At 66.0% G+C, this 24,906-nt stretch carries 23 protein-coding genes and 1 tRNA gene; 10 read left to right on the plus strand and 14 right to left on the minus strand.

Annotated features, from left to right (window positions below; all coding sequences use genetic code 11):
• Window positions 1-566 precede the first annotated feature (566 nt).
• On the plus strand, window positions 567-1,427 hold the full coding sequence (locus tag CEY11_RS10580) for a c-type cytochrome (protein WP_143322793.1): 861 nt from the start codon (window positions 567-569) through the stop codon (window positions 1,425-1,427).
• Window positions 1,428-1,643: 216 nt separating this feature from the next.
• Here the strand turns inward: CEY11_RS10580 and CEY11_RS10585 are convergent.
• From CEY11_RS10585 to cysS, 6 genes are all read right to left on the minus strand, one after another.
• Window positions 1,644-1,736: transfer RNA gene (locus tag CEY11_RS10585), tRNA-Ser, on the minus strand.
• Window positions 1,737-1,931: 195 nt separating this feature from the next.
• Window positions 1,932-3,194 (minus strand): aspartate kinase, encoded by a 1,263-nt coding sequence (locus CEY11_RS10590; protein ID WP_088603373.1) that lies wholly within the window; start codon window positions 3,192-3,194, stop codon window positions 1,932-1,934.
• A 188-nt stretch (window positions 3,195-3,382) separates the two neighbouring features.
• The gene (gene tilS, locus CEY11_RS10595) at window positions 3,383-4,372 is read right to left on the minus strand and encodes a tRNA lysidine(34) synthetase TilS (RefSeq protein ID WP_233154849.1); all 990 of its coding nucleotides are present in this window, start codon (window positions 4,370-4,372) and stop codon (window positions 3,383-3,385) included.
• A gap of 58 nt (window positions 4,373-4,430) precedes the next feature.
• Window positions 4,431-5,396, minus strand: a complete 966-nt coding sequence (locus CEY11_RS10600; protein WP_088603375.1) for an acetyl-CoA carboxylase carboxyltransferase subunit alpha — start codon at window positions 5,394-5,396, stop codon at window positions 4,431-4,433.
• Between the two features lie 44 nt (window positions 5,397-5,440).
• Complete coding sequence (locus tag CEY11_RS10605) at window positions 5,441-6,085, minus strand: DNA-3-methyladenine glycosylase family protein (RefSeq protein WP_408608118.1); 645 nt, start codon at window positions 6,083-6,085, stop codon at window positions 5,441-5,443.
• A 16-nt stretch (window positions 6,086-6,101) separates the two neighbouring features.
• Window positions 6,102-7,559 carry a cysteine--tRNA ligase gene (gene cysS / locus CEY11_RS10610; protein WP_088603377.1) on the minus strand — a complete coding sequence of 486 codons (1,458 nt, stop codon included), beginning with the start codon at window positions 7,557-7,559 and terminating at the stop codon, window positions 6,102-6,104.
• 212 nt (window positions 7,560-7,771) lie between these two features.
• Here cysS and CEY11_RS10615 point away from each other — a divergent pair, with 212 nt between their 5' ends.
• The 3 genes from CEY11_RS10615 (at window position 7,772) to CEY11_RS10625 (ending at window position 10,169) form a co-directional block, all read left to right on the plus strand.
• Window positions 7,772-8,662, plus strand: a complete 891-nt coding sequence (locus CEY11_RS10615; RefSeq protein ID WP_198958881.1) for a tetratricopeptide repeat protein — start codon at window positions 7,772-7,774, stop codon at window positions 8,660-8,662.
• A 194-nt stretch (window positions 8,663-8,856) separates the two neighbouring features.
• On the plus strand, window positions 8,857-9,366 hold the full coding sequence (locus tag CEY11_RS10620; protein ID WP_088603378.1) for a peptidylprolyl isomerase: 510 nt from the start codon (window positions 8,857-8,859) through the stop codon (window positions 9,364-9,366).
• 17 nt (window positions 9,367-9,383) lie between these two features.
• Complete coding sequence (locus CEY11_RS10625) at window positions 9,384-10,169, plus strand: UDP-2,3-diacylglucosamine diphosphatase (protein ID WP_088603379.1); 786 nt, start codon at window positions 9,384-9,386, stop codon at window positions 10,167-10,169.
• A gap of 9 nt (window positions 10,170-10,178) precedes the next feature.
• On the opposite strand, the gene CEY11_RS10630 is transcribed toward CEY11_RS10625, so the two are convergent.
• From CEY11_RS10630 to CEY11_RS10640, 3 genes are all read right to left on the minus strand, one after another.
• Window positions 10,179-11,039 (minus strand): undecaprenyl-diphosphate phosphatase, encoded by an 861-nt coding sequence (locus CEY11_RS10630; protein WP_088603380.1) that lies wholly within the window; start codon window positions 11,037-11,039, stop codon window positions 10,179-10,181.
• Window positions 11,040-11,231: 192 nt separating this feature from the next.
• Window positions 11,232-12,812 carry a TerC family protein gene (locus tag CEY11_RS10635; protein WP_088603381.1) on the minus strand — a complete coding sequence of 527 codons (1,581 nt, stop codon included), beginning with the start codon at window positions 12,810-12,812 and terminating at the stop codon, window positions 11,232-11,234.
• 115 nt (window positions 12,813-12,927) lie between these two features.
• On the minus strand, window positions 12,928-13,713 hold the full coding sequence (locus CEY11_RS10640) for an inositol monophosphatase family protein (RefSeq protein ID WP_088603382.1): 786 nt from the start codon (window positions 13,711-13,713) through the stop codon (window positions 12,928-12,930).
• 105 nt (window positions 13,714-13,818) lie between these two features.
• Between CEY11_RS10640 and CEY11_RS10645 the strand changes: the two genes are divergently transcribed.
• Window positions 13,819-14,595, plus strand: coding sequence for an RNA methyltransferase (locus tag CEY11_RS10645; protein WP_088603383.1), 777 nt, complete (start codon window positions 13,819-13,821; stop codon window positions 14,593-14,595).
• A 153-nt stretch (window positions 14,596-14,748) separates the two neighbouring features.
• Here CEY11_RS10645 and CEY11_RS10650 read toward each other — a convergent pair whose 3' ends face one another.
• The 3 genes from CEY11_RS10650 to CEY11_RS10660 all read right to left on the minus strand — a co-directional run bounded on the left by CEY11_RS10650 (window position 14,749) and on the right by CEY11_RS10660 (window position 17,138).
• Complete coding sequence (locus CEY11_RS10650; protein WP_088603384.1) at window positions 14,749-15,363, minus strand: 3-oxoacid CoA-transferase subunit B; 615 nt, start codon at window positions 15,361-15,363, stop codon at window positions 14,749-14,751.
• Between the two features lie 33 nt (window positions 15,364-15,396).
• The gene (locus tag CEY11_RS10655) at window positions 15,397-16,056 is read right to left on the minus strand and encodes a 3-oxoacid CoA-transferase subunit A (protein ID WP_088603385.1); all 660 of its coding nucleotides are present in this window, start codon (window positions 16,054-16,056) and stop codon (window positions 15,397-15,399) included.
• Between the two features lie 95 nt (window positions 16,057-16,151).
• On the minus strand, window positions 16,152-17,138 hold the full coding sequence (locus CEY11_RS10660; RefSeq protein ID WP_088603386.1) for a tripartite tricarboxylate transporter substrate binding protein: 987 nt from the start codon (window positions 17,136-17,138) through the stop codon (window positions 16,152-16,154).
• 116 nt (window positions 17,139-17,254) lie between these two features.
• On the opposite strand from CEY11_RS10660, the gene CEY11_RS10665 reads away from it, so the two are divergent.
• Entirely contained in the window at window positions 17,255-18,034 is a 780-nt protein-coding gene (locus CEY11_RS10665; protein WP_088603387.1) for an IclR family transcriptional regulator, read from the plus strand.
• Window positions 18,035-18,150: 116 nt separating this feature from the next.
• Here the strand turns inward: CEY11_RS10665 and CEY11_RS10670 are convergent, their stop codons facing one another.
• Window positions 18,151-18,984, minus strand: coding sequence for a mechanosensitive ion channel family protein (locus CEY11_RS10670; protein WP_088603388.1), 834 nt, complete (start codon window positions 18,982-18,984; stop codon window positions 18,151-18,153).
• Window positions 18,985-19,632: 648 nt separating this feature from the next.
• On the opposite strand from CEY11_RS10670, the gene CEY11_RS10675 reads away from it, so the two are divergent.
• Window positions 19,633-20,622, plus strand: coding sequence for an LLM class flavin-dependent oxidoreductase (locus CEY11_RS10675; RefSeq protein ID WP_088603389.1), 990 nt, complete (start codon window positions 19,633-19,635; stop codon window positions 20,620-20,622).
• A 264-nt stretch (window positions 20,623-20,886) separates the two neighbouring features.
• Window positions 20,887-21,684 carry a 4'-phosphopantetheinyl transferase family protein gene (locus CEY11_RS10680; RefSeq protein ID WP_158215277.1) on the plus strand — a complete coding sequence of 266 codons (798 nt, stop codon included), beginning with the start codon at window positions 20,887-20,889 and terminating at the stop codon, window positions 21,682-21,684.
• Window positions 21,685-21,794: 110 nt separating this feature from the next.
• Here the strand turns inward: CEY11_RS10680 and otnI are convergent, their stop codons facing one another.
• Complete coding sequence (gene otnI / locus CEY11_RS10685; RefSeq protein ID WP_088603391.1) at window positions 21,795-22,577, minus strand: 2-oxo-tetronate isomerase; 783 nt, start codon at window positions 22,575-22,577, stop codon at window positions 21,795-21,797.
• A gap of 177 nt (window positions 22,578-22,754) precedes the next feature.
• On the opposite strand from otnI, the gene CEY11_RS10690 reads away from it, so the two are divergent.
• Together CEY11_RS10690 and CEY11_RS10695 are read left to right on the plus strand one after the other, a co-directional pair.
• A complete protein-coding gene (locus CEY11_RS10690) occupies window positions 22,755-23,246 on the plus strand; it encodes a MarR family winged helix-turn-helix transcriptional regulator (RefSeq protein ID WP_088603642.1) in 492 nt (163 codons plus the stop codon).
• A gap of 92 nt (window positions 23,247-23,338) precedes the next feature.
• The gene (locus CEY11_RS10695; protein ID WP_233154851.1) at window positions 23,339-24,826 is read left to right on the plus strand and encodes an MFS transporter; all 1,488 of its coding nucleotides are present in this window, start codon (window positions 23,339-23,341) and stop codon (window positions 24,824-24,826) included.
• The last annotated feature ends 80 nt before the right edge of the window (window positions 24,827-24,906 follow it).

The raw sequence follows: 24,906 nt of genomic DNA on the forward strand, positions 1-24,906 counted from the left end.
AGAAAACCCGCGGCCGCACAAAGGGGAAAGTGCGGCCGCCAATTGAAGCCGGCAGGACATGCCCCGGATTGCCGCAACACGCCCGCATGAGCTCGATCCCCTACGATGCGGTGCACGCCTTCGGCGCGAGCGGCACGCGCCCATGTGGCATCCGCCGCGGCCAGCGGCGAAACCGCGTGCAGCGACAACTCATTCCATTTCCAAAGCTACCGCGAACACGAAAGCGAAAGCGAAGCGCAGGTCGATTTAAAAATGGGATCAATGCACGAAAGCCAGTCACCGCCAGGCCAATACGATTTCCAAAATTTTGAATTAAAGTATTACAATTCCACCAAGATCATCAGGGCGAGAAGTCTGCGAGCCCCGGTCGTTCACTTCGTCGTACTCCGACCCTGCACGGCTGGTGCGGTTTTTGCAGGCCAGGGTCGCTGCAAGCCTGGGCAGCACAGGCGCGCTTGCAGCGGAATTTCCGTAGCTGGACTAGCGGTAGACGTCAAATAAAAAACAAGGGCTTCTTGGCGACATGCCAAGGATCCGGACAACGAACGGCCAAGGAGAAACGAGCCATGTGGAGACTTTTGCGGATTGCCGCAGGCATCGCGCTGGCCGTGCAGGCCGCGGCGAGCTGGGCGGGAGACGATGCACTGCTGGTGCGCGGCGACTACCTGATGAACGGCGTGGTGGCTTGCGCCAACTGCCACATCGCCCGAAGCGACAAGGGCGCGCCCTTACTCGACAAAGGCCTATCCGGAGGCATGGTGTTCGCGGACGCCGCATTCACAGCGTACGCGCCGAACATCACCCCCGATCCGGAAACCGGCATCGGCAAATGGACCGACGCGCAGATCGGCAAGGCCATCCGCGAGGGCATCCGGCCCGACGGCAGCGTGATCGGGCCGCCCATGCCCATTCATTTTTACAGAAACATCTCGGATAACGACCTCGCCGCGATCATTGCCTACCTGAAGGCCCAGCCGCCCGTGCGGCACGTGGTGCAGAAATCCACCTACCACATCCCGCTGCCGCCCAATTATGGGCCGCCGGTTGCACATGTCGGCACCCCGGCCCCGGCGGACACATTGAATTACGGCCAATACCTGGCCAACATCGGCCACTGCATGGATTGCCACACTCCGCGCGACAGCAAGGGCATGCTGGTCACCGCGCACCTGGGTGCCGGGGGCCAGGTGCTGAAAGGCCCGGGCGGCGACGTCATCACACCCAACCTGACATCCGGCAAAGGCGGGCTCGCAAGCTGGAGCGACGCGCAAATCGAGCGTGCCATCCGCAAAGGAATCGACAAAAACGGCAGGCACCTCGCACCCGTCATGGCGTTCTACTGGTACAACCACATCAACGACTCGGACATGCACGCGCTGATCGCATACCTGCGCGCGCTGAAGCCACAGCCCTTCGGCGGCAAGTAGCAGGGCCGTAGCAAACCGCCATGCCGGAAATGGGGTAAAAGCCGATGGATGCCCGTTTCCTGGAAATAGAGTAAAGCCCCATGGGGTAGAGCCGATGAATATCCCGTTCCGCGGCAATGGGGTAGAGCCTGGGTAGGGCCGGTGGATACCCCGCTCCGCGGCGATGGGTAGGGCCCGAAATAAAAAGCCCCTGAATAAATTCAGGGGCTTTTTTTCTGGCGGAGACGGAGGGATTCGAACCCTCGATACGGGTATAAGCCGTATGCTCCCTTAGCAGGGGAGTACCTTCAACCTCTCGGCCACGTCTCCAAAAGAGTCAGCAATTCTAACATGGAAATATGCTGCGTCCGGCGCGCCGCTGGCCTGCGCACTGAACGACGCGCGGGCCGCGCGCCCGGCAGGCTACGGCGACAGCTAAGCCAGCCTTGGGCTAGAGCAGCGGGCCGGCATGGCAAGGCCATGACTAAGGGTTCGAATCCCTCCGTCTCCGCCACTGCAAGCTCGCTAGGCCGCGCTTTTGTCCTGATCCAGGCCGAATGCCTTGTGCAGGGCGCGCACCGCCAATTCCATGTACTTGTCGCTAAGAACCACCGAGGTCTTGATCTCGCTGGTACTGATCATCTGGATGTTGATGCCCTCTTCCGACAGCGTGCGGAACATGAGGCTGGCCACGCCGACGTGGCTGCGCATGCCTATGCCGACGATCGAGACCTTGCAGACTTTCTCGTCGGCCACGACTTCGGCCGCGCCCACGGCCTGGGCGACGTTGTCCTTGAGCAGTTCCAGCGTGCGGGTGAAGTCGTTGCGGTTGACGGTGAAGGAGAAGTCGGTGGTACCGCGCACCGACTGGTTCTGCACGATCATGTCGACGTCGATGTTGGCCGCGGCAACGGGGCCCAGGATCGAATAAGCCACGCCCGGGGTGTCCGGCACGGCCAGCAGGGTGATCTTGGCTTCGTCGCGGCTGAAGGCTATGCCCGAAACGACTGCGGCTTCCATTTTCTGGTCTTCCTCGAAAGTAATTAAGGTGCCGGAGGTCATTTCTTCCTCGAGCGGCATCAAGGGGTCGGTCAGCGACGAGAGCACGCGCACGGGCACGTGGTATTTGCCGGCGAACTCCACGGAACGGATCTGCAGCACCTTGGAGCCCAGCGAGGCCATTTCCAGCATTTCCTCGAAGGACACCACCGACATGCGGCGGGCCTCGGGCACCACGCGCGGATCGGTGGTGTAGACGCCGTCGACGTCGGTGTAGATCAGGCACTCGTCGGCCTTGAGGGCGGCGGCTACCGCGACCGCGGAAGTGTCCGAGCCGCCGCGGCCCAGGGTGGTGATGTTGCCGTCGTCGTCGATGCCCTGGAAGCCCGTGACGATGACGACCCGGCCCAGATCCAGCTCGGTGCGCAGGCGTGCGTCGTCGATGGACTGGATACGGGCCTTGGTGTAGGCGGAATCGGTGCGCACCGGCACCTGCCAGCCGGTATAGCTGCGTGCCGCCACGCCTTCGGCCATCAGGGCCATGGCCAGCAGCGCGCTGCTGGCCTGCTCGCCGGTGGAGGCCAGCATGTCGAGCTCGCGCCCATCGGGCTGGGGGTTGATTTCCTTGGCCAGGCCAAGCAGGCGGTTGGTCTCGCCCGACATGGCCGAAGGCACCACCACGACCTGGTGGCCAGCCGCATGCCATTTGGCAACACGCCGCGCCACATTGCGGATGCGCTCCACCGAGCCCATCGACGTGCCGCCGTATTTATGAACGATCAGGGACATCTTCTACTCTGTTTGCGATATTTTGCCGGGCCTGCGCCCGCAAAAGGCGTAAGCCCGCCCGGGGCCGCGCGACAGCCAATAAAACTACGATAAATCTGCAGGAATCTGTTATAGGACTGCTACCAGACTGCTGCCGGGGTATCAGGGATACGGCGCGCCGCAGGCCCGTGCGGGCAAAGTTGATTATTTTAGCCGTTTTCGCCGGGCTCGGCCGACGCCAGCATCACCCTGCCCCGTACGCAGCGGATCCAGGCGTCGCCGTGGCGCACGCGCATCTGCCTGTCGTGCCCCAGCGCATGCAGACCGCGCAGCTGGCGCATCCAGTCGCGCAGGCGCCCTTCGGTAGGCATGGGGCAGCCCAGTAAGGCCAGCCAATGGCGCAGCGCCAGGGCCTGGCGCGGCTCGGACAGGCGGCGCCAGGCGACCAGGGAAAAGCTGGCACCGTCCGCCGCAAGATCGAGGCCGGCGAGGTCGGCGGCCGCCACTTCTTCCAGCACCTGGCGCGTTTCGGCGCTGAGCCGGGCGTGGCGCACAAGGTTGGCGCGCCATGCGGGCCAGCGCGCATCCAGCTCGGGCACCAGCCGTTCGCGCACGGCGGCGCGGGTGTAGCGGTCGTCGGCATTGCTGGGATCGAGCACCGGATGCCAGCCGCTGAGCCGGCCGTACTGTTCGGCCTGCGCCAGGATTTCGTCGCGGTCGATGTCGAGCCAGGGCCGCAAATAGCAGATGTCGTCACGCCGGAAGTACGGCGCCATGGCCGCCAGGCCTTGCGGCCCGGTGCCGCGCAGCAGGCGCAGCAGCACGGTTTCGGCCTGGTCGCCGCGATGATGCGCCAGCAAAATGTGGCGCACGCCCGCCTGCCGCGCCAGGGCGGCAAAGGCCTGGTAGCGCGCCTCGCGCGCCGCGGACTCCATGCCGTCGCCGCGCATGACGTCGACCGTCACGCGCAGGCTATGGCAAGGCACGCGCAGGCGCTGCGCCAGGTCGTGGACGTGGTCGCGCCAGCGGTCGGCCGCCGGCTGCAGGCCGTGGTGGACATGGAAGAAATGCAGGGTGACGGCGTGGCGCGCCGCGTACAAGGCGGCATGCAGCGCCAGCATGGCGGAATCGGCACCGCCGCTCAAGCCTACGGCCAGGGATTGCGGCGCCTGCGGCAGGCCGGCGATGCCAGCGGCCAGCGCCTTCAGCAATACGGCCGAGCCCTGGAAGCCCGGCACCGGCCCGGCGGCCGCATCCTCAGGCGCGGGTTTCCTGGAAGCGGCCATAGGACATCAGGCGCTGCAGGCGATGCTCGACGAGCTGCTCGTGCGACAGGCCCGATACCTGGCGCAGGGAATCGGCCAGCGCGCGGCGAAGCTGGCGCGCCATCATGACCGGGTCGCGGTGCGCGCCGCCCACGGGTTCGTTGACGATGCGGTCTATCAGGCCCAGTTCTTTGAGGCGCGGCGCGGTGATGGCCAGGGCCTCGGCGGCCACCGGCGCCTTGTCGGCGCTGCGCCAGAGTATCGAGGCGCAGCCTTCGGGCGAAATGACGGCGTAAGTGGCGTACTGCAGCATCATGACCACGTCGCCCACGGCAATCGCCAGCGCGCCGCCGGAACCGCCCTCGCCGATGATGGTGCTGATGATGGGCACGCGTAGCTCGGCCATGGCGTACAGATTGTGGCCGATGGCCTCGGACTGGCCGCGCTCTTCGGCGCCGATGCCGGGATAGGCGCCCGGGGTGTCGACGAACGTGAACACGGGCAACTGGAATTTTTCCGCCAGGCGCATCAGGCGCAGGGCTTTGCGATAGCCTTCGGGCCGCGGCATGCCGAAGTTGCGCATGGCCCGCTCTTTGGTGTCGCGCCCCTTCTGGTGCCCTATCACCATGCACGCCGTGCCGTTGAAGCGCGCCATGCCGCCGACGATGGACTGGTCGTCGGCATACATGCGGTCGCCGTGCAGCTCGTGGAAATCGGTGAAGATTTCGCGCACGTAGTCGAAGGTATACGGCCGCTGCGGGTGGCGCGCCACCAGGGCAGTCTGCCAGGGCGTGAGCTTGGAATAAATGTTCTTGGCCAGCGTCTGGCTTTTTTGCTGCAGGCGCCCCACTTCCTCTGAAATGTCGACCGCGGAATCGGTCTGGACGAAGCGCAGTTGCTCGATCTTGTTTTCCAGCTCGGCCAGGGGTTGTTCGAATTCGAGGAAAGTATTACGCATATATGCTGTTATCCGGAAAATTGGGTATGCCCCAGGTCAGCGGGTCACGCCCGTATGGCAGCCGCATCAAGGCTGCGCCACAGATACCATGTCGCAACGGTGCGCCAGGGCGCCCAGGCCTGCGCGACTTCGCGCGCTTCGAAGCGGGACACCGGCTCGCCACTGAAGTAGTGTAGCGAAATTGCCTTGAGCAGGCCCACATCGTCCAGCGGCAGCACGTCGGGACGCTGCAGGTTGAAGATCAGGAACATCTCGGCCGTCCAGCGTCCTATGCCGCGAATTGCGCACAATTCGGCGACCACGGCCTCGTCGTCCATGTCGTTCCAGGCGGCCGGGCGTATCTTCTTTTCCGCGAAATGGCGCGCCAGGTCGTGGATGTATTCGGTCTTGCGCTTGGAAAGCCCAGCCTCGCGCAGCAGTTGCGCATCGGTTTGCAGCATGGTGGCCGGCGTGGGCCGGCGGCCGCATTGTTCCAGCACGCGCGCCCAGACCGAATCGGCGGCCTTGACCGAAACCTGCTGGCCGACGATGGCGCGAGCCAGGGTGATGAAGGGCGTGGCCGTGGGCAGCAGCCATTCGGAATTGAGGCCGGGAATCAGTTTGCGCAGTATGCGGTCGCGCTTCATGAGGTGGGCCGAGGCCTCGTCCCAGAACAATGGCTTGTCGGCGTTCACGGCGGCGGATTGGATTGTCATGCCGCGCCCCTCATGCCCTGCGCCACTGGGTCAGGCCGCCGGGCTTGTCCTCGAGCTCGATGCCCGCCGTGCGCAGCTCGGCGCGGATGCGGTCGGCTTCGGCATAGTCGCGCCGCCCCTTGGCCGCGGCGCGGGCCTCGATCAGGGCTTCGATGCTGGCCGCGTCCAGTGCCGGCCCGGTGGCGGCGCCGCGCTGGTAGCGGCTGGGCGACTGCAGGTAGGCCGCCGGATCGGCCTGCAGCAGCCCCAGCACGCCCCCTAAGCCGCGCAGCAGCCCCACGGCCTGATCCGAGCCGCCGCGATTGGCCTCGGCGGCCAGTTCGAACAGCACGGACACCGCGCCGGAGGAATTGAAATCGTCGTCCATGGCCGCGCGGAAGGCCTGAGCCGCGGGATGCTGCCAGTCTATGGGCGCAGCCTCGCGGCTGGCGGGGCCGGCATTGTGCAGCGTCTGGTACAGGCGGTCGAGGGCGTTCTGGGCGTCCAGCAGATTGTCCGGCGTGTAGTTCTGTACGCTGCGGTAATGGTTGCGCACGATGAAAAAGCGCAGCATCTCGGCCTCGCGCAGGTTCACCGGGTAGTCGGCCTGGCCGGCGGCCAGCCCGGCGCCGCCCGCGACCGTGTCGCGTATGGTGCGGAAGTTGCCCAGGGATTTCGACATCTTGTCGGAATCGACCATCAGCGGCCCGCAATGCATCCATATATTGGCCAGTACGCCGCCGAAGGCGCCCTCGGTCTGGGCGATCTCGTTTTCGTGGTGGGGAAACTTCAGGTCGGGGCCGCCGCCGTGGATGTCCAGGGGCAGGCCCAGCAACGCGCGGCTCATGGCCGAGCATTCGATGTGCCAGCCCGGCCGGCCCAGGCCATAGGCCGAGGGCCACTTGGATTCGGGAGGCTCTTCTTCCTTGGCAGACTTCCACAGCACGAAATCCAGCGGATCGCGCTTGCCCGCGGCCACCGCCACCCGCTCGCCGGCGCGCAGGTCGTCGAGCGACTTGCCCGACAGCTTGCCGTAGCCGGGAAATTCCCGCACCGCGTAGTTCACGTCGCCGTCGTCGGCCTGATAGGCCAGCCCCTTGACGCGCAGCCGCTCGATGATGTCGAGCATGTCGGGCACGTAGCGCGTGGCGCGCGGCTCGGCGTCGGGCGGCTGCACCCCCAGCGCACGCTCGTCGGCGTGCATGGCCTGAATGTAGAACTCGGTGACCTCGCCCAGGCGCCGCCCGCTTTCGACGGCGCGGCGGATGATCTTGTCGTCGATATCGGTGATGTTGCGCACATAATCCACCTGGTAGCCGCTGGCCCTCAGCCAGCGCTGCACCACGTCGAAGCTGACCAGCATGCGCGCGTGGCCCAGGTGGCAGAAATCGTAGACCGTCATGCCGCAGACATACATGCGAACCTTCCCCGGCTCGACCGCCTTGAAGGGCTCTTTGGTACGGGAAAGGGTGTTATAAATGTGCAGCATGCGCGCAGCCGGCCTCTGGTATGGATCGCGGCCCGGCCTCGCGGCGCGCCGGCCGCAAGACCGGTAAGCCGCCTCTGGCCGGAACCAAGGCTAAAATGGTGGTCGATAAGTATAGCAAGCGGCCAGAAAACAAGAATCCGGCCCTGGCTGAAACAATTCTCTTGACGATAGGTGCGCAGTCCGTGTTTCTGTTCCGATCAGTGTGCTGTTCCATGAATGATCAGGCAAGTCGGCCCGCGGCCCGGGCGGCACGGCCAGCCTTCCGGCGGCGCAATAACGGCGACGCAGCGCCCACCGGCTCGGTGGCGCGGCAATCAGAACCCTGCGCCGGCGCCCTGCCCGCCCGCTTCGCCGCCGCGGCCCTGCTGGCCGCGGGGCTGGCCGTCTTCGGGCCGGCCCATGCCCAGTCCCCGGCTGCCGGCCTGCAGCCCAATATCGACCTGAATGCCACCCTCTCGGCCCCCGGCCTGGGGGCCACGCAAGACATGGTGCCTTCCAGCGTGCGCACGGTACCGCTGAACATACCCCTCTCGACCACCAGCACCGACCTGTTCAACGAACCGCCCGAGCCCGACGGCGGCTGGCAGGCGCTGGCGCACATACTGCAGGCCCTTACGCCCAGCGTGAATACCGAACTGCCGCTCACGCCCTCGCAGATCACCGACCACATCAACAGCATGCTGAACCAGGGCAAAGCCGTAGAGGCGATGGCAGTGATTCAGAAACGCATCGCCCAGGAGCAGGCCCGAGGCGGCCTGGGCACCGACGTGCAGCTCATGTTCCTGCATGCGCGAGCGCTGGCGGCACTGGACAGGCACCAGGAAGCCATCGCCGTGTACCGCCAGATGACGGAACACTACCCCGAGCTGCCCGAGCCCTGGAACAACCTGGCCGCCGAATACCTGCACCAGGGCAAGCTGGAAATGGCCCGCGATGCCCTGCAGATGGCGCTTACCGCCGACCCCGGCTATGCCACGGCCAACGCCAACCTGGGCCAGGTGCAGCTGATGCTGGCGCAGCAGTCTTTCGATCGCGCGGCCCGGCAGGGCGACGCCGCGGCGCATGCCCGGGCCCAAGAAACCCAGGCCGTCATACAGAAATGATCCCTTCCATCGGCCGGACTCGCCCGACCCCATCCACCCGAGACAGTATCATCATGCGTTTCCTCCGCCACCTGCGCCGCGTCCTGGCATTCCCGGCGCGCCACGCCTTCCTGGCCTGCGCGGCTACCCTCGCTCTGGCCACGGCCGGCACCGCATACGCGGCCCCATCAACTACCCACCAAGGAAAACCCGCAATGAGCACATCCCCCAAAGTCAAGCTGCATACCAATATGGGCGACATCGTCATCGCGCTGGATGCGGAAAAAGCGCCCAAGACGGTCGAGAATTTCCTCTCGTACGTCAACGAAGGGTTCTATGACGGCACGATCTTCCACCGCGTCATCAACAACTTCATGATCCAGGGCGGCGGCTTCGAGCCCGGCATGAAGCAGAAGCCCACCCACGCGCCCATCGACAACGAGGCCAACAACGGCCTGAAGAATGACCGCTACACGGTGGCCATGGCGCGCACCGCCGACCCGCATTCCGCCACAGCGCAATTCTTCATCAATGTGGCCGACAACGACTTCCTGAACTTCACCGCCCCCACGCCCAACGGCTGGGGCTACGCGGTGTTCGGCAAGGTGGTCGAGGGCACCGACGTGGTCGACCATATCAAGGCCGTCAAGACCGGCAACAAAGGCTTTCACCAAGACGTGCCCGTCGAGGACGTGGTGATCGAAAAAGCCAGCGTGGTCGAATAAGCGTCTTCGAACAAAGCTTGGACAAACTCCGGATACCGGGCCGCATCTGGCTGGCCTCGGACATCCACCTGGGGCCGGACGTGCCGGCCACCTGCGCGGCCTTCCTGGATTTCCTGGGCCGGGCGCGCGGCCAGGCCGACGCGCTGCTGCTGTGCGGCGACATCTTCGATGCCTGGATAGGCGACGATCTGGCGGTGCTGGAACCGGCCGCCTGGCTCGCGCCCATACTGCAGCGCCTGCGCGAACTGGCGCAAGACACACCGCTGTGGCTGGGGCGCGGCAACCGCGACTTCCTGATGGGCCGCACACTGGCCGGGCACCTGGGCGCGCGCCTGCTGCCCGACACGGCCCGCCTGGACACCGACTGCGGCGCCGTGCTGCTGTCGCACGGCGACGAATACTGCACCGAAGACCACGCCTACCAGCGCTTCCGGCGCATCGTGCGCAACCCCACGGTGCAGCGCCTGTTCCTGGCGCTGGGCCGGGGCACGCGCCGCGCCATCGCGCGCTGGGCCAGGGCGCGCAGCATGTCGGCCAACCGCAGCAAGCACAGCCGCATCATGGACGTCAGCCCGCAGGCCGTGGCTGCGGCTTATGCACGCAGCGGCGTGGATCTGATGGTGCACGGCCATACGCACCGCCCCGCCGTGCACCGCATCGAGGTCGGCGCCCGCATGCGTACCCGCATCGTGCTGCCCGACTGGGAATGCGACCATGCCCGGCCGCCGCGCGGCGGCTGGCTGGTCATAGACCGCGAGGGGCCCAGGCTGTACGGCCTGTCGGGTGAGCCGATCGCCGGCTGAGCCCGCGCGTCAAGCGCCGAAGGCGAGCCAGGCCCAGACCACCAGCCCCAGGGCGATGCGGTACCAGGCGAATACCCGGTAGGTGTGCCCGGCGACGAAGCGCAGCACGGCCCGCACCACCACCAGCGCGCTGGCGAAGGCGGCGACGAAGCCCACGGCGATGGCCGTGGCCTCGAGTCCCGTCAGGGTCGCCCCATGGCGCAGCAGGTCGTAGGCGCTGGCCGCCAGCATGGTGGGCATGGCCAGGTAAAAGGAAAATTCGGTGGCCGTCGAACGCTGGATGCCGGCCAGCATGCCGCCGATGATGGTGGCGCCCGAGCGCGAGGTGCCGGGCACCATGGCCAGGCATTGGGCGCAGCCCACGGCCAGGGCCTGCTTCCAGGTGATGGTTTCCAGCGTGCGGGCCGTGGCGTGGGCGTCGGCCGCGCTCGTGTCGGCCACGCCGCCGCGCTTGGACAAATGCGGCTTGCGCTCGACCCACAGCATGATCAGGCCGCCCACGATCAGCGTTACCACGAACACGCCCGGATGATGGAACAGCGCCTTGATGTACTTGATCGCCAGCGCGCCCACGACGGCCGCGGGCAGGAAGGCGATGATCAGGTTGCGGGTGAACATCAGCTCGCTGCGCTCGCCGCTGAAGGTGCCGCCGATGAGCCGCGCCAGGCGCGCGCGAAACACCCACATCACCGCCAGAATCGAACCCAGCTGGATCACGACCTCGAAGACCTTGGAGGCGCCCGAGGAAAAGCCGATCCAGTCGCCCACCAGCAGCAGGTGGGCCGTGCTCGAAACCGGAATGAATTCGGTAAAGCCTTCGATCAGGCCCAGGAACAAGGCCTTCAGCAGGTACAGGGTATGCTCGCTCATACAGATTCCGATGCTCGGGTGGGTGTCGGGTCAGGGTTGGAGAAACAAGATAATGAACTGGGCCGGCGGGACGACTGGCGCCGGCTTCCACTATAAGGGGCACCCCTTATAGTGGAAGCCGGCCCTAACGAGGATGGCAGTTGAGGATGACAGTTGCGGCCACCCCCGAGGATGAAAGAGGCTTCTTTCACATTAAGCTGAGCCATCGGCCTGCGCCTCATCATCGGGCTGGCGCCAATGGCGCTGCACCAGGACGCTGGCGATGCGCCGGCCGTCCAGGCGCTGCACCTCGAAGCGGAAGCTGGCGTAGGGCCGCTCCAGCTCGCAGCTGTCGCCGGGCTCGGGCAGGTGGCCGAAGCGCTCGAGCAGGTAGCCGGCCAGGGTCGAATAGCTTTCGTCGTCGTCGACCAGGCCGTCCACGTCCAGCACCTGTTCCAGGTGATGCAGGTCGGCCGCGCCGTCGACGCGCCAGCGGTCGGGCCCGTCGGACGCGATGTCGGGCGCTTCGTCCTCGTCGGGAAATTCGCCGGCGATCGCCTCGAACACGTCGATGGGCGTGACCAGGCCCAGTATCTCGCCGAACTCGTCGGCGACCAGCACCAGTTGCCCGCGCGAGCGCTTCAGGGTTTTCATCAGGCGCAGCACCCCTATGGCTTCGAGCACCACGATGGGTTCGCGCAGCTGCGCCAGACGGATATGGCCGTGCGTGATCAGGTCGGCGATCATCTCTTTGGCGCGCCCGATGCCGACCACCTCGTCGAGCGAGCCGCGGCACACCGGAAAGAAGCTGTGCGGCGTCGTGGCGATCTGCCGGCGCTGGGTTTGCGGGTCGTCGTCCAGGTCTATCCACGACACCTCGGTGCGAGGCGTCATGATGGAATGGATGGAACGCTCCGCCAGGGTCAGCACGCCGCTGACCATATTGCGCTCTTCGGCGTTGAACACCTGTACGGGCGCCTCGGGCTGGGCCGCCCGCGATTCGGGCGCTTCCAGCGGGCGCTTGCCCAGCATGCGCAGCACCCCTTCGGCGGTGCGCTCGCGCAGCGGCCGCCGGGCCTCCTGGCGCCGCAAATTGCGGCGCGCCAGCTGGTTCAGGGCCTCGATCATCACCGAAAAACCGATCGCGGCGTAAATGTAGCCCTTGGGCACCGGGAAGCCGAAGCCCTCGGCCAGCAGCGAGAAGCCGATGGTCAGCAAAAAGCCCAGGCACAGCACCACCACGGTCGGGTGGCGGTTGACGAAATGCGCCAGCGGCTTGGAAGCCATCAGCATGATGCCCATGGCGATGACCACGGCCAGCATCATGATGGCCAGGTGATCCACCATGCCCACGGCAGTTACCACGGCATCGATGGAGAACACCGCGTCCAGCACCACGATCTGGGTGACGATGACCCAGAAGCCGGCGTGCATGCGCTCGCCCGAGGCGTGCGCCGTGGTGCCCTCGATGCGTTCGTGCAGTTCGACGGTACCCTTGGACAACAGGAACAGGCCGCCCAGGATGAGGATCAGGTCGCGCCCCGAGAACGACATGGGCCCCAGGCTGAACAAGGGCGTGGTCAGCCGGATCAGCCACGACATCACCGACAGCAGCACCAGGCGCATGAGCAGCGCCAGCATCAGGCCGGTGACCCGCGCCCGGTCGCGCAGGGCCGGCGGCAGCTTGTCCACCAGTATGGCGATGAACAGCAGGTTGTCGATGCCGAGGACGATTTCCAGTACGACCAGGGTCAGCAGGCCGACCCAGGCGCCCGGACTGAATATCCACTCCATCAGCGTACCCCGCGCCTGGCGCGCCGCCCCGTCATGGGGCCGCCGGCCGCCGCAGGCCGGCCTGCCGAGAGTGGCTGCGCGCGGGCGCCATGCGTGATGAACTCAAGCCCAGGCCTCAAGCCTGCAGGTGCGCAAGCATCTGGGGAAAGATCTTGGGCGAGGCGGCCAGCACATTGCCGCTTTGCATCCAGCCCTGCTCGCCCTCGAAGTCGGCCAGCAGGCCGCCGGCCTCGAGCACCAGCAGGCCGCCCGCGGCCATGTCCCAGGGCTTGAGCCGGGCGCCACAGAAGCCGTCCAGGCGCCCGGCGGCCACGTAGGCCAGATCCAGCACGGTGGAGCCCAAACGGCGCGCGCTGGCGCATTCGGACAGCAGCTTGGCGTAGCGCGAGGCCGGCACGGCTGGCCCGGCCGAGCCCGGCACGTGCGCCCCCACCAGTGCATCGTAATAGCGGGTCTGGCCCGAGACGCGCACCCGGCGGTCGTTCAGGAACGCGCCGCCGCCGCGGCTGGCGGTGAACAATTCGTTGCGAGCCGGATCGTAGACCACGGCCTGGGTGATCTGGCCGCGATGAGCCAGCGCGATCGACACCGCGTACATGGGAAAGCCATGGATGAAATTGGTGGTGCCGTCCAGGGGATCGATGATCCACTGGAACTCGGGGCGTTCGCCGGTACCGGCCGCCGTGGTGTCGCCGGACTCTTCGGCGAGGAAGCCGTGCTCCGGATAGGCGCTGCGCAGCGCCTCTATGATCGCGTCTTCGGCGGCCCGATCCACTTCCGTGACATAATCCTTGGGCCCCTTGCGCGCCACTTGCAGGCGCTCCAGGTCGAGGCTGGCACGGTTGATGATCGAGCCGGCACGGCGCGCCGCCTTGATGGCGGTATTGAGCATCGGGTGCATAAAATTCCGTATTTGTTTATGAAACACAGGCGCCGCAAGGGCATTCGCGGCCCCGGCATCATGCCGCCGCCGCGCACCCGCGCCCGCCTGGACTTGGTATTTTAAATGACTCAGCCATTTTCACGCGTGCGCTTCATCATGGTGCAGCCCAGCCACCCCGGAAACGTCGGCTCGGCGGCCCGCGCGATCAAGACCATGGGCTTCCACGAACTGTGCCTGGTAGCGCCGCGCCTGCCCGACACGACGGCGCAACCCGAGGCCCTGGCGCTGGCCAGCGGCGCCGCCGACGTGCTGGCACAAGCGCAGGTGGTCGCGACCCTGGCCGAGGCCCTGGCACCGGTCACGCTGGCGTTCGCCCTGACCGCAAGGCCCAGGCTCATAGGGCCGCCGGCCTGCGACATCCGCGTGGCGGCCGGCCTGGCGCAAGAACACCTGGCCGGGCATCCGCAAGGCGTGGTGGCGATCGTGCTGGGCACCGAAAGGTCGGGCCTGACCAATGAAGACATTGAACTGTGCCAGCGCATCTGCCACATCCCCGCCAACCCCGAGTACAGCTCGCTGAACGTGGCCCAGGCCCTGCAGCTGGCCGCCTGGGAACTGCGCTATGCCCTGGCCACCGGCGCCGCGCTGCCGCTGCTGCCCAGCACCGCAGGCCATCCGCAAGCGGGCGACGAACCGGCATCCAATGAAAAAGTCCAGGCCTTCCTGACGCACTGGGAACAGGCGCTGGTGGATGTGGGCTTCCTGGATCCGCGGCACCCGAAGAAGCTGGTGCCGCGCATGCGCCATCTGTTCTCGCGCAATGCGCTGTCCAACGACGAGGTCGATATGCTGCGCGGCCTGTGCACGGCGATGATCAAGACTGCCGCGCACAAACCGTAGGGCCTGTCGACCCAAGGGAACACCGACGGGGCTATGCCGCGCCTTATGCGGGCTTGCGATCAAAGAGAACAAGGCGCGCAGCCGCGGAACACTACACATAGTGCGGCAGTGCCGCTATTTCACCGCGCTTGCCGTGTTGATCGGAAATCCGTATCAGGCTGCGGCAATGTCGAGCCCGGTCAGGCGCCGCAACTCTTCGATGCCTACGCCGGCCAGGTCGTCGAGCAGCACCACGCGCCCGCCGCCCAGCTGGAACACCGCCATATCGGTATAGACGCGCGACACGCAGGCCACGCCGGTCAGCGGGTAGGTGCACTTTTCCACCAGCTTGCTTTTCCCGTCGCGGGTCAGCAGCTCCATGAGCACATACACCGACTTGGCGCCGATGGCCAGATCCATGGCGCCGCCCACTGCCGGAATGGCGTCGGGCGCGCCCGTGTGCCAGTTGGCCAGGTCGCCGTTGGTCGCCACCTGGAAGGCGCCGAGCACGCAAACATCGAGATGGCCGCCGCGCATCATGCCGAAAGAATCGGCGTGATGGAAAAAAGCGCCGCCCGGCAGCAGCGTGACGGGCTGCTTGCCGGCATTGATGAGGTCGGGATCTTCCTGGCCGGCGGCCGGCGCCGGGCCCATGCCGATGACGCCGTTCTCGCTGTGCAGCATGATTTCCCGGTCGGCGGGCAGGTAGTTGGCCACCTTGGTCGGCAGGCCTATGCCGAGGTTGACGACGCTGCCCTCGGGGATGTCCTGGGCGACGCGCGCCGCCATTTGTTCACGATTCAAACGATTCACCGCAGCCTCCTACACCGTTACCACGCGTTGTACGAACAGGCCCGGGGTCACGATGGCCTCGGGGTCGAGCCCGCCCAGTTCCACGACCTCGCCGACCTGCACCACGGCGACCTTGGAGGCCGTGGCCATGATGGGCCCGAAGTTGCGCGCGGTCTTGCGGTACACCAGATTGCCCCAGCGGTCGGCGCGCAGCGCCTTGATGAAGGCATAGTCCGCGTGCAAGGGGTATTCGAGAATATAGTCGCGGCCGTTGATGCGGCGGGTTTCCTTGCCCTCGGCGATCAGCGTGCCGAAGCCGGTGGGCGTGTAGAAGGCGCCGATGCCGGCGCCGGCGGCGCGGATGCGCTCGGCCAGGTTGCCCTGCGGCACCAGTTCTAGTTCGATCTTGCCGGAGCGGTACAGGCCATCGAATATTTGCGAATCCACCTGGCGCGGAAACGAGCAGATGATCTTGCGCACCCGCCCGGCCGCCAGCAGCGCCGCCAGCCCGGTCTCGCCGTTGCCGGCATTGTTGTTGACAATGACCAGGTCTTTGGCGCCCTGCTCGAGCAGGCCGTCGATCAATTCCAGGGGCTGGCCGGCCATGCCGAAGCCGCCGACCATGATGGTGGCGCCGTCCGGAATGTCGGCAAGCGCATCTTTGACGCTGGGAAACAGTTTGGAAATCATACTGGCTCGGTTCGCGCGGGGGCCGCCTTGTATAAGTTGAACAATATCGCCGGCCTGCCCCGCCAGGGGCCGGCCGGCGGCCATAGCCGACCGGATCAGTCGACCGTCGCGCCCGAGGCCTTGACCACCTTGGCCCAGGTATCGACTTGCGACTTGATGAATTCGCCGAATTCGGCCGGCGTGGTCTTCACCGGAACGGCGCCCAGATCGGCAAAGCGCTTCTGCACGTCGGGCTTGCTGATCGCCTTTTCAACGGCCGCGTTCAGCGTGTTGACGACATCGGCCGGGGTGCCGGCCGGAGCCAGCAGGCCGAACCAGGACGAAACGTCGAAGGTCGGGAAACCCGATTCCTGCATGGTGGGCAGGTCGGGGGCGGTCTTGGAACGCTCGGCAGTGGTAACCGCCAGGGCGCGCAGCTTGCCGGCCTGCACATGAGGCCATGCGGCAGGCATGTTGTCGAACATCATGTCTACCTGGCCGCCCATCAGGTCGGTTTCGGCCGGGGCGCTGCCCTTGTAGGGCACGTGCAGAATGTCGACGCCGGCCAGCTGCTTGAAGAGCTCGCCCGCCATATGTATGGAGGTGCCGCTGCCGGAAGACGCGAAATTGAGCTTGTCCGGATTGGCCTTGGCATAGGCCACCAGTTCCTTGACGCTGTGCGCCGGCACCTTGGGGTTCACCACCAGGACGTTGGGCACCTTCACGGCCAGCGCGATGGGCGCGAAATCCTTGACCAGGTTGAACTTGATGTTCTTGTACAGCGTCTGGTTGATGGCGCTGGTAACCGCCACCATGTACAGGGTGTAGCCGTCGGGCTTGGCACGAGCCACGAGTTCCGTGCCGATGTTGCTGCCTGCTCCGGGGCGATTCTCGACCACGACCGCCTGGCCCAGTTCCTGGCTGATTTCCTTGCCGACGAGGCGTGCCACCACATCGGTGGTGCCGCCGGCGGAAAAGCCGACTACCAGCCGGATGGCGTGATCGGGATACGCCGCGGCGGCGCCGGTGGAAAAGCCGGCGAGCCCGGCAAGCGCTGCACCCGCGGCCAGCAGCTTGAGGGACTTGAAAACAGGTTTCTGCATGATGTGCTTTCCTCTTTCGTGAGCGTCCATTTTGTGGACAGTTTTATAATGCAGCAGGGATTTTCCGATAGAATCAGCGTTGCTGACAACCGAATGTTCACCCTGCGGACGTTTCTTTGAACAACACGCCAGAACTCACGCCGGACACTGAAAGCGCCGCGGGGCCGCGCACCTTGCGGCGCGGCCTGCAAGTACTGAACACCCTGCGCGAACACGGGCCTGCCGGGCTGAGTGTAACCGCACTGGCGCGCGCCACCGGCCTGCAGCGCCCCACCATCTACCGCCTGCTCGCAGCACTGATCGACAGCGGCCTGGTCGGCAATGTCGGGCACAGCAAGCTTTTCGTCGCCAAGCTGGACGCCCCGCCGGCCCCACCCGCCAGCCAGGATCCACGCATCGAGCCGACGTTGCCCGCCATGCGCCGGCTGGCCCAGGCCACCGGCGACGCCGTGTTCCTGGTGGTGCACGACGGCCACGAGTCGATCAGCCTGTGGCGCGAGATCGGCCCCTACCCGGTGCAGATACTGGCCACCTACGCCGGCAAGCGCCAACCCCTGGGCGTGGGCTCGGGCGGCATGGCGCTGCTGGCCGCGCTGCCCGACCCCGAAGTCGAGCGCATCATCGAATGCAACAGCTCGGAGCTGGAGCTCTACGGCGGCATGACGGCGCGCGAGATGAGGCGGCTGGTGGAAAACACCCGCATGCGGGGTTATTCGGTGGTGGGCAACCACGCGGTGCGCGGCGCACTGGGAGTCGGCTGCGCGCTGCTGGATCGGCGTGGCAAGCCGCTGCTGGCCATCAGCGTCACCGCCATCACCGAACGCATGCCGGCGCAAAGGCAGCGCGAGATCGCCGGCCTGATCCGCACCGAACTGTCCGGACTGGTGCTCAAATAGAGCGCGGCCAACGCCATGCGGCCGGGTTCGCGCAAGCTGCCGCCTTGCGGGCCGCCGACGCATGGCGAGCTGCCCGCCATCCCCCCTGCCGATGCGGGTCGGCGGGCGGCCTGCCCTTATGCCGCCAGCGCGTCGGGCGCGGCGGCTTTCACTTCGCGTACCGGTATGGGCAGGCGCATGCCGGCCTGCTCCAGCACCTTGCGCGCCGCCTGATGCAGATCGAAGTTCAGTTGCCAGAAATTGCTGCTCTCGGCCCACACGCGGATATTGACCATGATCGTGCTGTCGCGGTATTCGTTGACCATGACCTGGGGCTTGGGATCCTGCAGCACCAGCTTGTGGTTTTCCACCAGCTTGAGCAAAGCGCCCATGGCGACGTCCAAGTCGTCGCCATAGCGCACGCCCACCTGAAGATCCAGGCGGCGCGTCGGGTTGCGGCTATAGTTCAGAATGGGGTTGCCCCACACCATGCTGTTGGGCAGCGAAACGTGGATGCCGTCGATCTGCACGATGCGCGTCAGGAACAGCCCCACCTCCTCTACCGTGCCGTCGGCCTTGCCGACCACCGAGATGTATTCGCCGGCGCGTATCGGGCGCAGCGCCAAGAGCATCATGCCCGCCGCGATGTTCTGCAAGGTGTTCTGCAGGGCCAGGCCGATCGCCAGGCCGGCGGCACCCAGCACGGCAATGATGCTGGCCGTCTGCACGCCGAAGCGCGCCAGTATCGCTATCAGCGTGAAGCCGCGAATAGTCCACACCACCAATGAATACATCATCGGTACGATCGTCGGGTCGATGCGCGGCGAACGCCGCGCCGCGCTGCGCACGCCCTTGCCCGCCAACGTGGCGATCGACCAGCCGACGATCAGAATCGCGATCGCAATGACGACGTTGACGGCGAAGCTCTTGACGATGGGCATCCAGTAAGCAAGCTGATTCAGACTGTCCATGGCGGGTTCCTGTACGGGGTTCCAAAACCCGAATAGTACCGGTAGCGGAAGAAGATGTAATTCCATTTCTAAATCAGTCTTGAACGTCAATCGCCAGCGCACGAGAAGCTGGCAAAACGCATGGTTGATCTGGCAATGGAACAACGGCGTGCCGGCCGCAATGACGCAAAGTCGATACAAAGGTAAAGACAATGTAGCGTCGCGATGGCGGGACATCGGGCCGCGCAGCGCGCAACTTATCCACGCCGCCTGTGGAAAAAGCCGCGGATAAGTCGGGGGCTAATGCCGAAAATGCATGTAGATCAATACATTGCGGCCCAAGGCAAAAAATTGCCCACGCCCGGCGCGCCGACTTATCCACGCTTCGTGTGGATAAGCCCGAGGAAAACTGCTTGATTACCTGAAATATCCCTGCAATAACAAACTGCTAGGCATGGCGCTTAAAAAATGCCCGGCGTGGCGGCGGCCGGCCCTGAAGATCAAAAAATGCGCCAGCAGGTGGAAGGCGCCATAAACGGCTGTATCACACCACCCACGCCATGGGCCCGGGCCAGCTCGGCAGTGCGATCCCCGCCGCGAGGGTAGCCCCAAGGCATGGCGGCGACGGGATGAGATATATTGGTTTCTTTTTTCTGGCAACCGCGCGTCATGATTCCGCTATCCGTACTCGACCTCTCCCCCATCGCCGAAGGCGGCGACGCCGCGCAATCCTTCCGCAATTCCCTGGATCTGGCGCGGCATGCGGAGCAATGGGGCTTCAACCGCTATTGGCTGGCCGAACACCACGGCATGCCGGGCATTGCCAGCGCCGCCACCGCGGTGCTGATTTCCCATGTGGCGGCCGGCACGTCCCACATACGCATAGGAGCCGGCGGCGTCATGCTGCCGAATCACTCGCCGCTGGTCATCGCCGAGCAGTTCGGCACGCTGGAATCGCTGTATCCGGGCCGCATCGACCTGGGCCTGGGGCGCGCCCCGGGCTCGAACCAGACCACCGCCCGGGCGCTGCGCCGCAACCTGGCCTCGGATGCCGACGAGTTCCCGCAAGACGTCATGGAACTGATGGACTATTTTTCGGCCGAGCCGCGCCTGCCGGTGCGGGCGGTGCCGGGCACCGGCCTGAACATTCCCTTGTGGATACTGGGTTCCAGCCTGTACGGCGCGCAGCTGGCCGCGGCCTTTGGCCTGCCCTACGCCTTCGCCTCGCACTTCGCGCCCGAGCAGATGATGGCGGCCATCAGTATCTACCGTTCGACCTTCAAGCCCTCTGAGCACCTGAAGGCGCCGTATGTCATGCTGGGCTTCAATGTGTTCGCCGCCGACACCGACGAAGAAGCCCGCGTGCTGGCGAGCTCGGCCCAGCAGTCCTTCGTCAATTCGCGCACCGGCAGACCCTCGCGCCTGCCGCCTCCCATGCCCGACTTCCTCGAACGTATCGGGCCGCAGGGCCGCGCGCTGCTGGAGCAGATCCTGTCGTGCTCGGCGATAGGCGCGCCCGACACCGCCGCCGAGCAGCTGCGCGCCTTCATAGCGCGCACCGGCGCCGATGAAGTCATGATCGCCTCCAATATCTACGATCATCGTGCACGGCTGCATTCGTACGAAATCGTCGCCGGGCTGATCCAGGCCCAGGCCTGAACCTGCCGGGAAAAAAACATGCGCGCGCCCAGGCAACCGCCCCCAGGTGCATCTTCCCGCGGAGCGAATGGCGCGCAGAGGCAAGAGAGTGCGTCAGAGGCTGCGCCCAGGCGGCCATCCAAGCAACGTGCTCTTCTTCCAGGGGAAGATGACTGGCGGCGACGCCATCCGGGCGCGCCCCATATAAAGAACGAAGGCGCCGCCACGCGGCCCGATGCGGCCTGGGCCCCTACGCTGGAAGCGGGCGCATGCCACGTCTGGTCCGTGCCGCTGGAACAGCCTGCACATGTGCAGGCCGCGCTGGCGGCGCACCTGTCCGAGGAAGAAAAACAGCACATGCAGGCGCTGCGCCGGCCGGAACTGCGCAGCCGCTACGCGGTCGCGCACGGCGCGCTGCGCGTGCTGCTGGGGCGCTACCTGGGTGTGGCGCCGCAGCTCTGCCGCTACGCCACAGGGCCGCGCGGCAAGCCCATGCTGGCCGGGGCCTACCCCGCCATGGCCGTTGACGACGCCCCCGCGCCCGGTGCAAGAACGTGCCCAGGCTCCGAATCCACCCTGCATTTCAACATGTCCCACGCCGGCACGCAGGCCTTGATTGCCGTGGCGCGCGGAGTCGAGGTAGGGGTGGATATCGAGCAGCGGCGCGACATGGACGACATGGCCGGCGTCGCGCGCACCATCCTGTCGCACGCCGACCTGGATCTATGGCTTGCACTGCCCGAAGCGCAGCGGGTGCAGGCCTTCTATGCCATCTGGACGCGCAAAGAAGCCGTGTCCAAGGCGGCGGGAACCGGGCTCTACATGGACTTCCCCGGCCTGAGCGTGGAGTTCCGGCCCGGGCGCCCGGCCGCCGTGCGGCGCATCGAGGCCGCCTTCGGCAAGCCCGGCGAGTGGCTGCTGGCCGAGCTGGACTGCGCGCCGGGCTACAGCGCCGCGCTGGCGGCTCGTACACCGGCACTGCGCGTCAGCCGGCATACGGCCCGCATGGGCGAAGACGGCACCGCCGATGTGGATGCCGATGCCGATGCGGCAGCCTCGTCTGATCCGGCTCCACCTGTATAGGCCTGGCCTGGCCGTAGCAAGGCCGCGGTGCACTGGCCGCGGTCGTGCGCGCCATCACGGCCCCGCCTTGCGACGGGCCCGGCCAGCTACACAGCCAGCTACACGGCCGGCTACAAATACGGCTGGATCCAGCCCAGGCCGGCGCGCGTACCGACTGCCGGAAAATATTCACAGCCTATCCAGCCCTCATAACCCAGCTCATCCAGAACCCAGAACACATACGGATACGCCAGCTCGCCCGTACCGGGCTCGTGGCGATCCGGCACCCCGGCTATCTGCAAGTGGCCCACACGGCCCGTGGGCAAATAGTTGCGCAGCTTGCGCGTGACATCGCCTTCGACGATCTGGCAATGAAACAGATCCATCTGCACCTTGACGTTAGGCAGGCCCAGCGCCTGCACCACATCGTGCGCCTGCTGTTGCGTGTTCAAGAAATACCCGGGCATGCCGATGGGGTTGATGGGCTCCAGCATGATGTCCACCCCCGCCTGCGCGGCCAGCAGCGCGGCCGCGTGCACATTCTCGCGGTACTGGCCTTCCAGGGTCGCGCGCGGCACACCGGCCGGCGCCAGGCCCGCCATCAGGTGAATGCGCGGCGTGCCCAGAACCACGGCGTATTCCAGTGCCCGCTCGACCCCGTCCAGACATGCGCGGCTGCGCCCCGGCAGGCAGGCCAGCCCTTTCTCGCCGGCCTTCAGGTCGCCCGCCACGGCGTTGAACAGCACCGATGCAAGCCCCTGGCCGGCCAGACGGCGGGCGATGTCCGCCGCTGGGAAATCATAAGGAAACTGGAACTCCACCGCCTCGAAGCCGTCTTGCGCGGCGGCCTCGAAACGATCCAAAAAATCATATTCGCCGTACATGGTGCTGATATTCGCGGCAAAGCGCAGCATGGATGACTCCCCGGTTGTTGCTGGCCTGCCCTGCGACTGGTTCTTGTTCTATTGCCCCGGCGGCCAAGTCTTGCGGCACACACGCCACAATACCCACCGTTTTTATCACAGCCTCTTGCCGAGTTTGCTACATTCGATATAATTACATTTGAAACTAAATTGCAAACCGAGGCTCGCGTGTCTTCCTTCGAATCCCGCATAGACCAATTCTGCCAGGCCCACCCCGAGGCACCCCGTGAAGACATACTCGCCACCCGCTTGTTGTTTCGCACCACCCAGTTGCTGCGCGCCCACATCGATCGCGCGCTGGCGGCCTACGAGCTGAACATGTCGCAATACCTGGTGCTGAGCCTGCTGTCCACCGACAAGTCCGACCCCAGCTCTCCGTCCGAACTCAGCCATACGCTGGACGCCACCCGCACCCAGATGACGCGCTTTCTCGACAGCCTGCAATCGCGCGGGCTGGTGCGGCGCATCGCCTCGGAACAAGACCGCCGCAGCCTGGAACTGGAACTTACGCCCGCCGGGCGCGAGCTGCTGCGCAAGGCCGTTCCGGCCGTACATAGGGCCTATCGCCAGGCCTGGTCGGTGCTCGACGGCGGCGAACGCGACCAGGCCTCGCGCAATTTGCAGCGCCTGCACGCCAATCTGCAGCAGCTGGAAAAATGAGCCCCCGCGCCGTCCATCAAAGCCTGCGCAATGCCCTGCGCGGCTATCTGAATACCAACCTGCTTACCCATGGCCAGCGCCAATATTGCATCATGGTCACGCTGGCGCTGGCGGTATCGGTGGAATTCCTCGAGAACATCATGTTCGTGTTCTCGGCCGGCCACATCATGGGCGGCATCGACGCCGACCCGCGCGGCTTCGCCCTGGCGCAATCGGCCTACGCCATCGGCAGCATGCTGATGATCGTCAAGCAGCAGTGGCTGGCGCGCCGCTACGGCTACCGGCGCTACCTTGCCGCCTCGCTGCTGGTGTTCAGCCTGGGCACCTGGTATGCCGCGGCCAGCACCAGCCTGAGCATGCTGGTGACCGCCCGCCTGGTACAGGGCGTGGGCGGCGGCGCGCTGTTCACCAGCAGCCGCGTGCTGATTCCGCTGATGTTCGCGCCGGCCGACCGGGGCCGCGCCGTGCGCCTGTTCATGCTGGGCATCTTCGGCGTCTCGGCCATCGGGCCCGCGCTGTCGGCCGAACTCATAGACAACGGCGCATGGCAGCACGTATTCTACGGCGTGCTGCCCCTATCGCTGCTGGCCATGGCGGGTTCCTGGCTGTTCCTGCCCGATGCCGAGCCCAGCGAAAAACCGGGGCGCCCCGCGCTAATACCCCTGCTGTGGTTCGGCGCGGCCATCGCCGCGCTGCAGATCGCCATGAGCGATGCGCGCTTCGACGTCTTCTCGCACCCTGGGCGCCTGCTGGCCATCGCACTTTGCGGCATCGCCATGCTGCTGGGTTTCCTGTGGCACCAGTGGCACCAGGACGCCCCACTGCTCAAGCTACGCGTGCTGCGCAACCCCGTCTACCTGACCGGGCTGCTTTTGTATTTCATGTACTACCTGCTCAGCCACCTGCATGGCTACGTGTTCCCCATCTACGCCGAGCGCGCACTGCAGATACCCCTGACCACCGTGGGCTGGCTCAGCACCATCGGCGGCCTGGTCAGCCTGGTCAGCATCATGGCCTACATACGCTACGCGCCGCGCCTGAAACGCAAGAAGCCATTGATGATCCTGGGCCTGCTGATCATGGCCTATGCCGCCTGGCGGTTCTCGGCCATGCCGCCCGACGCGGGGGTAGAGTCGCTGATCCCCATTCTTGCGCTCAAGGGCCTGTTCGGCGTCATGGTCGTCATCCCCGTGGCGGGCCTCACCTTTCGCGGCCTGGGCGAAGACAACTTCGCCCACGGCTACCAAAGCAAGAACCTGATGCGCCAGATCGCCAGCTCTTTTGCCTCGGCCCTGGGCGCAGTACTGCTGGAAAACCGCCAGTTCAGCGTCCAGGTGAGCCTGGCCGGCGCCGCCGCTCAGGAACCCGCCATTGCCATGCAATGGCTGCACCACATCCAGGACGCGCTGATGGCTCGCGGCATGGACGCTGCGCAAGCCGGCAGCAGCGCGCTGGCGCAGCTGACCGCCCTGCTCGACCGCCAGGCGCTGCTGATAGCCAGCGAAGACATGTTCCGGCTGATCGCCGCACTGGCGATAGGCGGCGCGGTGCTGGTGCTGGCCCAGCGCCGGCTGGCGTAAAACATGCCCCCACGCCGGGCGCTACGCGGCGCTACCGGCAAGAAGGGGCATTTCCGCCCCGGGCCACCACGATAAGCAAA

Origin of the sequence: Candidimonas nitroreducens (assembly GCF_002209565.1) — a bacterium.
GTDB classification, from domain to species: domain Bacteria; phylum Pseudomonadota; class Gammaproteobacteria; order Burkholderiales; family Burkholderiaceae_B; genus Candidimonas; species Candidimonas nitroreducens.